7 protein-coding genes are annotated in these 13,287 nt (G+C 73.6%); 6 read left to right on the forward strand and 1 reads right to left on the reverse strand.

Annotation, left to right across the window (positions count from 1 at the left end; translation table 11 throughout):
* Positions 1 to 26: 26 nt before the first annotated feature.
* Both IF67_RS0123430 and IF67_RS0123435 read left to right on the forward strand, forming a co-directional pair.
* Entirely contained in the window at positions 27 to 1,121 is a 1,095-nt protein-coding gene (locus tag IF67_RS0123430; RefSeq protein WP_051818487.1) for a sensor histidine kinase, read from the forward strand.
* Between the two features lie 226 nt (positions 1,122 to 1,347).
* Entirely contained in the window at positions 1,348 to 4,476 is a 3,129-nt protein-coding gene (locus tag IF67_RS0123435) for an endo-alpha-N-acetylgalactosaminidase family protein (protein ID WP_030988722.1), read from the forward strand.
* Between the two features lie 36 nt (positions 4,477 to 4,512).
* Here the strand turns inward: IF67_RS0123435 and IF67_RS0123440 are convergent, their stop codons facing one another.
* Positions 4,513 to 6,324 (reverse strand): glycoside hydrolase family 35 protein, encoded by a 1,812-nt coding sequence (locus tag IF67_RS0123440; RefSeq protein ID WP_030988724.1) that lies wholly within the window; start codon positions 6,322 to 6,324, stop codon positions 4,513 to 4,515.
* A gap of 189 nt (positions 6,325 to 6,513) precedes the next feature.
* Here IF67_RS0123440 and IF67_RS0123445 point away from each other — a divergent pair, with 189 nt between their 5' ends.
* The 4 genes from IF67_RS0123445 to IF67_RS0123460 all read left to right on the forward strand — a co-directional run bounded on the left by IF67_RS0123445 (position 6,514) and on the right by IF67_RS0123460 (position 13,239).
* The gene (locus tag IF67_RS0123445) at positions 6,514 to 7,401 is read left to right on the forward strand and encodes a helix-turn-helix domain-containing protein (RefSeq protein WP_030988725.1); all 888 of its coding nucleotides are present in this window, start codon (positions 6,514 to 6,516) and stop codon (positions 7,399 to 7,401) included.
* Between the two features lie 182 nt (positions 7,402 to 7,583).
* Positions 7,584 to 10,130 (forward strand): aminopeptidase N, encoded by a 2,547-nt coding sequence (gene pepN, locus IF67_RS0123450; protein ID WP_030988727.1) that lies wholly within the window; start codon positions 7,584 to 7,586, stop codon positions 10,128 to 10,130.
* A 248-nt stretch (positions 10,131 to 10,378) separates the two neighbouring features.
* Positions 10,379 to 11,812 carry a pyridoxal phosphate-dependent decarboxylase family protein gene (locus IF67_RS0123455; protein WP_030988729.1) on the forward strand — a complete coding sequence of 478 codons (1,434 nt, stop codon included), beginning with the start codon at positions 10,379 to 10,381 and terminating at the stop codon, positions 11,810 to 11,812.
* On the forward strand, positions 11,809 to 13,239 hold the full coding sequence (locus IF67_RS0123460; RefSeq protein ID WP_030988731.1) for a lysine N(6)-hydroxylase/L-ornithine N(5)-oxygenase family protein: 1,431 nt from the start codon (positions 11,809 to 11,811) through the stop codon (positions 13,237 to 13,239). Before IF67_RS0123455 ends, IF67_RS0123460 begins: the two co-directional genes overlap by 4 nt.
* Positions 13,240 to 13,287 lie beyond the last annotated feature (48 nt).

The raw sequence follows: 13,287 nt of genomic DNA on the forward strand, positions 1-13,287 counted from the left end.
GGGAAGCCGTCGTCGCCAGAGCCGCGCTGGCGGTCGTGCTGCTGCTCCTCGTCGGATTCGAAACCATGCAACTGGCCGGCCGGCCCACCCTCCCGCAGGCGGTCGTGGTGGCCGCCGGCGTCGTGGTCTGTCTGTGCGCGGTGCCCTCCGTCCGGATCCCGCTGACCGTACGGGCCCAGGCCGCGGCCGCGGTCTCCCTCACCGGGTCGGCGGTGCTGATCGCCGGGCAGCACGCGCCGCAGGTGTGGGGCCTGGGCGAGGGCATCGCCCTGCTCGTCCTGCTCACCGCCGTGATCCGCCGCGCGCCCGGCCGCACCGCCGCTGTCCTCGGCCCGGCGCTGGGCCTGGCCTGCGCACTCGCCCCGATGCGGGACGTCCGGCCGGGCCTGTTCACCGTCGTCTCCGCCGTGCTCACCGTGGTCGTCGCCGCGTACTCGACGATCCTGCGCCGGCAGGACGCCCGGCGACTGCGCGATCTCGCGGCCGTACGGGCCGCCGAGCGCCTGGAACTGGCGCGGGAGCTGCACGATCTGGTCGCCCACCATGTCACCGGCATCGTCGTCCAGGCCCGCGCCGCCCGCTTCACCGCCCTCGAAGGCCGGCAGGCCGGCGCCACCCTCGAACGGATCGAGGTCTCCGGCAGCGAGGCGCTGGGCGCGATGCGGCGGCTGGTGCGGGTGCTGCGCGAGGACGGGACGCAGCCCCACCCGGTCGCCGGGCTCGCCGACGTCCGCGCACTGACCGAGGCGTTCGCCCGCACCGGCCCGCCGGTCGTCCTCTCCCTCGACAGGGACCTGGCGCAGGCGCTGCCCGCCGAGGTGGCCGCGGCGGTCTACCGCATCGTGCGCGAGGCGCTGACCAACGTCCGCAAGCACGCCGCGGACGCCACGGCGATACGGATCGGACTGCGGCCCGTGCCCTGCGGGGCGGAGCTGCGCATCGCCAACGACGGAGGCAGCCCGGCCCGGCTGTGCGAACAGGCCCGCGGCGGCGGCTTCGGCCTGGCCGGACTCGCCGAGCGGGCCGAGGCGTTGGGCGGACGGCTCGCCGCGGGCCCCGCGGCGGAGGGCGGCTGGGAGCTCACCGCCGTACTGCCCCTCGACGGCGGGGCGACGGCCTGACGCCACCCGGCCGCACCGGCCGTCACCCGGCCGCACCGGCCGTCACCCGGCCGCACCGGCCGTCACCCGGCCGCACCGGCCGTCACCCGGCCGCACCGGCCGCCACCCGCCCACGGGTCCCACATCTGTCCAACACCTGCCCCTCCTTTGTCCATAGGCGCACGCCCCGCACGCGCAGCACGCTGTCCGCCGACAGGCAGTGCAGGCACGAAGGAGGACAGCGCGCGTGAACGAACAGACAGGCGCCCCGCGCGGGCCCAGCCGCAGAACGGTCGTCGCCGCCACCGCGCTCGCCGGGGCCGCCGGCGCCCTCCCGCTCGGCGCGCACTCCGCCACGGCCGCACCGCGCGGCGGCGAGGCGGTGCTCCGGTCCGGTGCACTGGAGGTCCGCGTCGACACCGCCTTCCCGCGCATCGTCTCCTACACCGACCGCGGCACCGGCGCCGTCCTGCACGGCCAGGACACCCCGGTCACCCAGGTCGTCATCGACGGCACCGCCCGCACCCCCCACGTCACCCACCGCGCCCGCGCCGACCGCGCGACCTACACCCTCGGCTTCGACGGCGGCACCAGGATCACCGTCGAGATCGCCGTCCACGGCCGGCAGACCACCTGGCGGGTCACCACCCTCACCGACACCCCGGCACTGCGCGTCGGCACCCTGGAGATCCCCGGCCTCGCCCTGCTGAGCGTCCGCAGCGACCAGCCCGGCGCCGCCCTGCTGGCCGCCCGGATCGAACTGGACAAGGACAAGAGCGGCGACACCCTGGTGCAGGTCACCGCCGAGACCCCCGTCGAGGCCTCGCCCACCGGCTGCGCCTACGCCGTCGTCGCCACCGACGAGCTGGCCGGCGCCATCGAGACCAACACCTGCTACGACAAGCCCGCCGGAGCCACCACCTGGGAAAACGGGCGGCTCTGGCGGCAGACCGCCAAGGGCGACGGCTTCGTCAAAGCCCAGTTGTCCTGCGGCCAGTGGACATACCGGGCCGCCGGGCAGCCGGTGGACTCCACCGACCCGCTGCCCTACGCGACCGTCATCGTCACCCGCGACCGCAACGGCGACGGGAAGACCGACTGGCAGGACGCCGCCATCGCGCTGCGCGACATCATGGTCATGCCGCTGGGCGCCGACGAACAGCATCTGCGGGTCGTCCCGCACATCCCGTTCAACTTCGCCAGCCAGGCCACCAACCCGTTCCTCGCCACCCTCGACCACATCAAGCGGATCGCCCTGGCCACCGACGGGCTGCGGCAGTTCACCCTCCTCAAGGGCTACCAGTCCGAAGGCCACGACTCCGCACACCCCGACTACGGCGGCAACTACAACACCCGGGCCGGCGGCCTGGCCGGCCTCAACGCCCTGCTCCGCGCCGGCAAGAAGTGGCACAGCGACTTCGCGGTGCACGTCAACGCCACCGAGTCCTATCCCGTCGCCCATGCCTTCTCCGAAAAGCTCGTCGACAAGGACGACAAGCAGTGGGACTGGCTCGACCAGTCCTACCGCATCGACGCCCGCCGCGATCTGCTCTCCGGCGACATCGCCCGGCGCTTCGCGCAGCTGCGCAAGGAGACCGACCCCGCGCTGAACACCCTCTACCTCGACGTCTTCCGCGAGTCCGGCTGGAACTCCGACCGCCTCCAGCGCCACCTGCGCGACCAGGGCTGGCAGGTCGCCACCGAATGGGGCCACGGCCTGGAGCGCTCCGCCCTGTGGTCGCACTGGGCGAACGAGACCGACTACGGCCCCGACACCTCCCGCGGCATCAACTCCCGGCTCATCCGCTTCCTGCGCAACCACCACAAGGATGTCTTCGCCGACAAGTGGCCCACCCTGCTCGGCAACGCCCGGATGGGCAACTTCGAGGGCTGGGTGGGCAAGACCGACTGGAACGCGTTCCACACGGTCATCTGGACCGACGCCCTGCCCGCCAAATACCTCCAGGCGTACCCGATCAGGACCTGGGGCGCGCACGAGATCACCTTCGAGGGGCCCACCAGGACGGTCGTCAGCGATGCAGGCTCCGCTTCCGGGGACGCGTCGCGGAGCGGCGGCGCAACGCAGCCGAGCGGCACCCGCAGGATCACCACCGACGGCCGGCTGGTCTACGACGGCGGCACCTACCTGCTCCCCTGGGAGCCCCGCCGGGCCACCGACCCCGACAAGCTCTACCACTACAACCCCCGCGGCGGCAGCACCAGTTGGGACCTGCCCCGCGGCTGGTCGGGCAGCCGGTCCGTCTACGCCTACCGGCTCACCGACCAGGGCCGCACGCAGGAGACCCGCGTCCCCGTCAGCGGCGGCAGCATCACCCTCACCGCCGAGCCCGGCGTGGCCTACGTCCTCCACCGCACCAAGGCCCCGGCCCAGGGCGACCCCGACTGGGGCGAGGGCACCCCGCTGACCGACCCCGGCTTCCACTCAGGGAACCTGGCCGGCCGGCAGGTCACCGGCCCGGCCGCCGTCCGGCTCAGCAGGCGGGGCGACTACGAACTGGTCATCGGCGCGGGCGGCGCCGCCACCGTCGCCCAGAAACTCGCCCGCCTCGCCCCCGGCCACTACGCCGCCTCGGTACAGGTCGAGGTCGGCGCCACGGCGGGCGAACGGCGACGGGCCGCCCTGGAGGTCCGTACCGCCGACGGCGTCACCGCCGCCAACTGGACGGACACCTCCACCGCCGTCAACTACGTCGCCGCCGACCGGAAGTCCGGCACCCGCTTCCAGCGCCTCTTCACCCCCTTCACCGTCCCGGAAGGCGGCGGCCCGGTCACCCTCACCCTCACCTCGGCGGCCGGCCGGGCCCGGATCGGCTTCGACAACCTCCGCGTCGTACCCGCCGAGCCCACCACCAAGAAAGGCACCCTGGCCTACGAGGACTTCGAGCACGTGCCCCAGGGCTGGGGCGTCTTCGTCAAGGGCGACGCCGGCGGCAGCACCGACCCCCGCACCCATATCGCCCAGCGGCACGCCCCGTTCACCCGGCGCGGCTGGAACGGCAAGGCGGTCGACGACGTCCTCGACGGCGGCCAGTCGCTCAAATCACGCGGCGAGAACAGCGGCCTGGTCTACCGCACGGTCCCGCACACCGTCCGCTTCACCGCGGGCCGCCGCTACCGGGTCACCTTCCGCTACGCCAACGAGAAGGCCGGCCAGTACGCCTGGGTCACCGCCGTCGACGCACCCGCGCCCCGCGAACTGACCCGCACCCCGCTGCCCGTCGCCGGCCGGCCCGCCACCCACACCTACGAGTTCACCGCCCCCGCCGCCGGCGAGGCCTGGGTGGGACTGCACAAGGTGGGCGACGACGGCACGGCGGAGTTCGTCCTGGACACCTTCGAGGTCCGCGAGGTGTGACCCCCGTGGGGGCGGGCGCCCGCCCCCACGGACATCTCAGCGCCCCGCCGCGCAGGGATACAGACCGGGCGCCCCCGCCTCTTCCCCCACGGTGGCCGGGGCGCCCTCCCACTCCCACAACAGCAGCTCGTTGGCGCCCTCGCGCAGCACCGGACCCGGCACATACAGGGTGCGCTGCGGCCCCAGCTCCCAGTAGCGCCCCAGACAGAAACCGTTGATCCAGACGACACCGTGGCGCCAGCCCGGCAGCGCAAGATCGGCATCACCGGGCCGCCCGGCCACCGTCAGCGTCCCCCGGTACAGCCCCGCGGCCCCGCCCGCCCCCGCCACCGCCCGGAACGGAACCCGCGACAGCGCCCCGGGCTCCTCCATCGCGTCCAGCCGCAGCCCCCGCGACCGTACGCCGTGCAGATACTGCCGCTCGTGCAGCAGCCCGCCCACGATCCCCTTGGACTCGCCGAGCCGCGGGCCGTAGTTCACCCGCCCCAGCGACGCCACCCACAACTCCACCGACGCGGGCCCGGCCACCTCCCCGAGCACCGCGTCCTCGGTGTCCACCACGGGCCCGCGCACCCCGTCGACCCACACCACCGCCCGGTCCCGCAGCCCGGTCACCCGCAGCGGACAGCCCTCCCGCGGCCCCGGCACCGCCACCCGGTAGCGCACCACACCCCGGTCCACGCCCAGCTCCTCGAACGTCGCCGGAGTGCCCCCCTCGACCTCCGCACCCCCCAGCGCCTCCATCACGTCCTCCGCGGGCGCCCACTCCTCGACCACCGCACGCACCGGTGACGGCAGCACCCGCAGCGGCTCCGGCACCCGGGGCAGCGGCCCGTCCGCCCACTCGGCGAGCACCTCCCGGAACCGCCAGAACTTCTCCGTGGGACGCCCGCGTTCATCGACCGGCGCCCCGTAGTCGTACGAGGTGACCGTCGACCGCAGCGCCCCGTCATGCAGTTCACCGGCCCGGTTCGCCCCCGCCCACCCGCCGAAAGTCGTCCCGCCGTGCGCCATGTAGATATTGACCGACGCACCGCACTCCAGAATCTCGCGCAGCGCCGCCGCAGCATCCTCCGGAGCGCGCGGCACCTGAGCCTGCCCCCAGTGCGCGAACCACCCGCACCAGAACTCCATGCACATCAGCGGCCCGTGCGCCTGATGACGCCGCAGCGCCGCCAGCGCCTGTCCGGCCCCGGAACCGAAGTTGACGGTGGCCAGCGCCCCCGGCACCGCACCACCGCTGAGCATGTGCCCCTCGGGCCCGTCCGAGGTGAACAGCGGCACCCGTACTCCCAGTTCACGCAGCCGCTCCACGAGGTGCGCCAGGTAGACGCCGTCGCTGCCGTACGAGCCGTACTCGTTCTCCGCCTGCACCATGATCACCGGCCCGCCGCCCGGCCCCCCGGGCCCGGACGCCGCGGTGCACTGGCGCGCCACGACCTGCGGCAGCAGCCGCGCGAACCAGGCGTCCACGGCCCGCAGATACGCCGCATCCCGCGTCCGCACCCGCCGCCCCAGCGGCCCGGTCAGCCACTGCGGCAGCCCGCCGTTCTCCCACTCCGCGCAGATGTACGGCCCCGGCCGGACAATGGCCCACAGCCCCGCCGCCTGCACCGCGTCGAGGAACCGCCCCAGCGCCTCCGGGTCCTTGAACTCACCGGGCCGCGGCTCGTGCAGGTTCCACGGCACATAGGTCTCCACACAGTTCAGGCCCATCGCCCGCAGCATCGCCAGCCGGTGGTCCCACTGCGCCTCGTGCACCCGGAAGTAGTGCAACGCCCCGGACAGCAGCCGCACCGGCCGCCCGTCCAGTACGAAGTCCCGCTCGCCCACCTCGAACTGCGTCACGTCAGCCGCCCTTGAGTCGTCTCCCGTGCGCCACCGGCCGGGCGCTCACGGTCACCGGTCACCCTCGCCCTCTGGCGGTGTGACGGTCCATGGACAAAGATCGAGTGTGATTGGACGGTTCGACGGCTCAACGGCCCGACGGTCCGACGGAGCGGTACGCAGAGGTACGGAGCGACGGGAGGCCCGGGCGTGTACCACACCTGGATGCGCTACTTCACCCCGAGCCCGGTCCACCACCGGCTCGGCCTGGTGTGCCTGGGCGTCGGACTCCAGCACGGCACCCTGCCCACGGTCGGCCCGCGCACCCTCGACCACCATGTCGCCATCGTCATCAGCGCCGGTCGCGGCTGGTTCGCCACCCCCGACGGCCGGCGGCACCCGGTGACCGCCCCCGCCCTGCTGTGGATCATGCCGGGAGTCCCGCACCACTACGGGGCCGACCCGGAGACCGGCTGGGACGAGAGCTTCGTCGACTTCACCGGCCCGGCCACCACGACCTACACCGAACTCGGCTACATCGAGCCCGACCGTCCGCTCGTACCGCTCGCGGACACCGGCCCGGCACGGGCGGCCGTGGGGCGCATCGCCCGCGCGGCGCGCCGCGGCAACCCCCTCCTGGAGGTGGAGACCTCCGCCGCGGTCCACGAACTCCTCGTCGTCCTGCGCCGGGCACGGGCCGATACCGACGCCGACGGCGACCCCGTCCTCCAGGCACTGGCCCGCGACGCGTTCCTGCCGCTCTCGGTCGCCGAGCACGCCGCCCGGCACGGTATGACACCCGCCGAACTCCGCACCGCCGTACGGCGCGGCGCCGGTTGCAGCCCCAAGGACTACCTGCTGGGGATACGCCTGGGCCGGGCCAAGGAACTCCTCGTGGGCACCGAACTCCCGGTGGCGGCGGTGGCCCGCAGGGTCGGTTACGACGACCCGGCGTACTTCAGCCGCCTGTTCACCCGCCGGGTCGGTACCGCCCCCGTGCGCTTCCGCGACCGCCAGGTCCGCAGCGTGCCCGGCGGCTGGTCCACGCAGATCCCGGATCCCGACGACCCGCCACTGGTCAGCGGGTGGAACGGCTGACGGGCCCGCCGTCGGGACGCAGGCGGCCGTCGCCGTCCGCGGCGGCGCCGGCCACTGCCCCACCGCCCCCGCGGCACCCCACCTCCCACCAGACGCCCGCCCCACCAAGCCCCCACGGCCTCCGAGCCCCGGCTGTCCCAACCCCCGTGCACCACCCACCGGCCGTACGGCAGCATGAACGCATGCCCGCACTACAGCGCGACGAGGCGCAGATCCGAGCCCGGCTCATCGACGTCCACCGTTACGACATCGCACTCGACCTGACCCAGGGCGAGGACCGGTTCGGCTCCCGTACGGTCATCCACTTCACCGCGCGCACGGACGGCGACACCTTCGTCGAGCTCCGGCCCGCCGAGCTGCACTCCGTGACCCTCGACGGCCACCCGCTCGACCCCGCGGACCTGGATGGCAACCGCCTCCCGCTCACCGGCCTGGCCCCCGGCGCCCACGAACTGCGCCTGGACGCCACCATGCGCTACTCCCGCACCGGCGAGGGCATGCACCGCTTCACCGACCCCGCCGACGGTGAGAGCTACGTCTACACCCAGCTGTTCCTGGACGACGTCCAGCGCGTCTTCGCCGCCTTCGACCAGCCCGACCTGAAGGCCGTCTTCGCCCTCACCGTCACGGCCCCCACCGACTGGTCCGTCCTCGGCAACGGCATCGCCACCCAGCGCGACCCCGGCCACTGGACCCTCGCCCCCACCCCCCTCATCAGCAGCTACCTCGTCGCCGTCGCCGCCGGCCCCTGGCACTCCGTACGCACCGAACACGCCGGACTGCCCTTCGGCATCCACTGCCGCCGCTCCCTCGCCCCGCACCTCGACGCCGACGCCGACGAGATCCTCGACCTCACCCGCCGCTGCTTCGACCGCTACCACCAGATCTTCGAAGAGCCCTACCCCTTCGACTCCTACGACCAGGCCTTCGTCCCCGAGTTCAACGCCGGCGCCATGGAGAACCCCGGCCTGGTCACCTTCCGCGACGCCTACGTCTTCCGCTCCGCCGTCACCGACACCGAACGCCAGACCCGCGGCGTGACCATCGCCCACGAAATGGCCCACATGTGGTTCGGCGACCTCGTCACCCTCCAGTGGTGGGACGACATCTGGCTCAACGAGTCCTTCGCCGAATACATGGGCTACCAGGTCCTGTCCGAGGCCACGCGCTTCACCGACACCTGGACCGACTTCGCCGTCGCCCGCAAGGGCTGGGGCTACGACGCCGACCAGCGCCCCTCCACCCACCCCGTCGCCCCCGCCCCCGAGGACGTCCCCGACACCGCCTCCGCACTCCTCAACTTCGACGGCATCTCCTACGCCAAGGGCGCCTCCGCACTGCGCCAACTCGTCGCCTGGATGGGGGAGAAGGACTTCCTCGCCGGCATCAACGACCACTTCGCCCGGCACCGCTTCTCCAACGCCACCCTCGCCGATTTCATCGACTCGCTCTCCCGCGCCACCGACCGCGACGTCCACGCCTGGGCCGAACGCTGGCTGCGCACCACCGGAGCCGACACCCTCACCCCCGTCGTACGGGAAGCCGCGGACGGCAACTGGAGCGTGTCCGTCGAGCAGACCGGAAGCCCGGACGGCACCCGCCCGCACCGGCTCACCGTCGGCCGCTACGACCACGACCGCACCAGCACCGGCCGCCTCGTCCCGCGCGAGCCGCTGACCTGGGACGTCCCCGACGACGGCGCCCGCTCCGCCACGGGCGGCCGCCCCGCCCTGCTCCTCCTCAACGACCAGGACCTCACCTACGCCAAGGTCCGCCTCGACCCCGTCTCCTGGGACACCGCCCTCGGCGCACTGTCCGGGCTCCCCGACCCGCTGACCCGCGCCGTCGTGTGGAACGCCGCCCGCGACATGGTCCGCGACGGCGAACTCGCCCCCACCGCCTACCTCGACGCCGCCCGTGCCCACCTTCCGTACGAAACCGACCTCGCCCTCGTCCAGGGCGTCCTCGCCTTCGCGCGCACCCAGATCGCCGACCGCTACCTCCCTCGCACCCAACGCCACGCCGCCCTCGCCACCCTCACCGCCCTCAGCCGCGACATACTCCGCCGCACCGAAGGCCCCGAGCACGGCGCCGAAGCCGGACTGCGGCTCACCGCCGTCCGCGCCTTCATCGACAGCGCCACCACCCCCGAAGGCATCCAGGACTGGCTCGACGACGGCAGCGTCCCCGGCGGCCCCCGCCTCGACCCCGAACTGCGCTGGCGCATCCTCGGCCGGCTCGCCACCCTCGGCGCCGCACCCCTCGACGAACTCTGCGCCGCCATCGACGCCGAATTCGCCCGCGACCCCAGCGCCACCGGCCGTGAGGGCGCCGCCCGCTGCCACGCCGCGCTCCCCGACCCGGCCGCCAAACAAGCCGCCTGGGACGCCCTGTTCACCACCGACGGCCCGGCCGCGCTCTCCAACTACCTCTTCACCGCCACCGCCACCGGTTTCTGGGCACCCGAGCAGCTCGACCTGCTCCGCCCCTACGTCGCCCGCTATTTCACCGACGTCCCCGCCCTCGCCGCCGCCCGCGGCCCCGCCCTCGCCGAAGCGGCCGGCCGCCACGCCTTCCCCGCTCCCTTCGTCGAGGACCACACCCTCCACCTCGGCGAGGCCTGCCTCACCGACGGCAACCCGACCCCCGCCCTGCGCCGCAAACTCATCGACCAGCTCGATGACCTGCGCAGGGCGGTGAAGGTGCGCACCGCGGCGGAGAACGCCTGAGGGGTGCCCGCAACGTCCCGCCCGATGCGCGGGCGGGACGCCGGGGACCCGCCCCGGCCCGCGCAGCGGGTGCCGCCGGACCGGCAGGACGACGGCACCCGAACACCTGCGGTACACCCGTACCACTTACGGGTGGTATGACCACGACCAGTGGATACGCAGCGTGCAGGGAAAGTAACTTAGGGCTGCCTAAGGGCTCGTTTGCCTGAGCCCGACACCCCCAACTCCCCTGACAGAAGAGCACATTGATGACTGTGCCCCCTGCCGGCACCGCCCTCGCAGGCGGCACCAACGGCCCCCGCGCGCTCCGCCCCCTCCTCGACACCGTCCTCGACGCCCTCACCACCGGCGCCGAGGACCGCGCCGGCCCCCTCCCGCCCGGCGGCCCCGACACCGTCACCCGTGCCGTACGCGACGCCTGCCACCCCGTGTTCCCCGACCACGGCACCGGCCCGCACACCGCCCTGCGCACCCTCGTCCACACCCTCGCCGCCGGCGCCGCCGACCCCGCCGACCCCCTCTGCGCCGCCCATCTGCACTGCCCGCCGCTCGCCCTCGCCACCGCGGCGGACCTCGCCGCCTGCGCCCTCAACCCCTCCATGGACTCCTGGGACCAGGCCCCCGCCGCCTCCGCACTGGAGGCCCTCACCAGCCGCGCACTCGCCGCCCTGGTCTACCCCCAGGCCACCGGCCCCGACGCGCTGATCACCACCGGCGGCACCGAATCCAACCAGCTCGCCCTGCTCCTCGCCCGCGAAGCCGCCGCCCCCGCCGGCACCGCGACCGACCCGCACCGGCCCGCCCGCCCCCTCCAGATCGTCTGCGGCGCCAACGCCCACCACAGCATCCCCCGCTCCGCCTGGCTCCTCGGCCTCCCCGAACCCCTCACCCTCCCCACCCCCGACGGCATCCTCACCCCCGACACCGTCCACACCTGCCTCGCCAACCTCGCCGGACGCGCCGGACCCGTCCTCCTCACCGCCACCGCAGGCACCACCGACTCCGGCGCCATCGACCCCCTCGACGCCCTCGCCGACGTCGCCGCCCAGCACGGCGCGCGCTTCCACATCGACGCCGCCTACGGCGGGGCCCTCCTCTTCAGCGACACCCACCGCAGCGCGCTCAACGGCCTCGCCCGCGCCCATACCGTCGGCCTCGACCTGCACAAACTCGGCTGGCAACCCGTCGCCGCCGGCCTCCTCGCGGTCCCCGGCCCCGCCACCCTGGCCCCCCTCGCCCACCAGGCCGATTACCTCAACGCCGACGACGACACCGAAGCCGGCCTCCCCGACCTGCTCAGCCGCTCACTGCGCACCACCCGCCGCCCCGACATCCTCAAAATCGCCGTCACCCTCAAAGCCCTCGGCCGCCACGGCCTCGGCGAACTCGTCGACCACACCCTCGCCGCCGCCCAGACCCTCGCCGACCTCATCGAGGCCCACCCCCGCTACGAGCTCCACTCCCGCCCCGCGCTCAGCACCGTCCTCTTCCGCCCCACCGGCGCCGACGACACCACCCTCGCCACCATCCGCCGCACCCTCCTCACCGACGGACGGGCCGTCCTCGGCCGCGCCACCACCCCCACCGGCCTCTGGCTCAAAGCCACACTCCTCAACCCCCACACCCAACCCGGAGACCTGACCAGCCTCCTCAAACTCGTGGAAGGCCACATCCCCAGATGAGCAGCACTCCCGAAGCGCCCCTCACCACCGACACCACGAGCCCCGACGCACCCCTCGACCTCGCCGGCATCGGCATCGGCCCCTTCAACCTCTCCCTCGCCGCCCTCGCCCACCCCGTCACCCCCCTGCGCACCGCCTTCTACGACCAGCGCCCCGCCTTTCACTGGCACCCCGGCCTCCTCATCGACGGCGCCACCCTCCAAGTCCCCTTCCTCGCCGACCTCGTCACCCTCGCCGACCCCGCCAGCCCCTGGACCTTCCTCAACTACCTCAAAACGCGCGAACGTCTCTTCCCCTTCTACTTCGCCGAGCGCTTCCACATCCACCGCGCCGAATACGACGCCTACTGCCGCTGGGTCAGCGAAAACCTCCCCGGCCTGCACTTCGGCCACCAGATCGACGCCGTCCGCTGGAACCCCGAACACGAAGTCTTCGAAGTCGACTACACCCAGCTCGACCCCGAAGGCGAAGCCGAAGCCCTCGGCCGCACCTACGCCCGCAACCTCGTCCTCGGCATCGGCACCACCCCCCACATCCCCGTCCCGCTCCGCCCCCTCGCCGAAGCCCCCGCCGTCCCCGTCATCCACTCCGCCGACTACCTCGACCACCGTGAAAGCCTGCTCGGCGCCGACCACATCACCGTCATCGGCGCCGGCCAGTCAGGCGCCGAAATCTTCCTCGACCAGCTCCGCGCCCGCCCCGCAGGACGCGAAGGCCTCCACTGGCTCGCCCGCACCCCCGCCTTCGCGCCCATGGAATACAGCAAACTCGGCCTCGAACACTTCACCCCCGACTACACCCGCTACTTCCACGCCCTCCCCGAACGCGTCCGCGACGACCTCCTCCCCGCCCAATGGCAGCTCCACAAAGGCATCGACCACGACACCCTCGGCGCCATCCACGACGAGCTCTACCGCCGCACCCTCGACGGCGGCTGGCCCGACGCCACCCTCACCCCAGGAGTCTTCGTCCGCACCGCAGGCCGCGTCGGCACCACCAAGGTCGAACTCCACCTCGACCACACCCAGCAAGGCACCCGCTCCCGCCTCACCACCGACGCCGTCATCCTCGCCACCGGCTACCGCGAACGCCGCATCGACACCCTGCTCGCCGCCATCGATCCCTACCTGCGCCGCGACTCCGGCGCACGCCCCCGCATCGACGCACAGCACCGCCTCGTCCTCGACCCCGCCGTCACCGGCTCGGTCTACGTCCAGAACGCCGAAACCCACACCCACGGCGTAGGCACCCCCGACCTCGGCCTCGCCGCCTGGCGCAGCGCCACCATCCTCAACTCCCTCACCGACCACACCCCCTACCCCCTCCCCACCCGCACCGCCTTCACCACCTTCGGCCTCCCCCAGCCCTCCACCGGACGCACCGGCATGGTCCCCCGCCAGGGCTCCACCCTCGTCCCCCGCCGCTGACCCGCCCCGCGCCCCGCAGCCCCGCCCCCTTCGCGCGATGGCGCCGCA

It is taken from the genome of Streptomyces sp. NRRL S-1813, assembly GCF_000719605.1.
GTDB classification, from domain to species: domain Bacteria; phylum Actinomycetota; class Actinomycetes; order Streptomycetales; family Streptomycetaceae; genus Streptomyces; species Streptomyces decoyicus.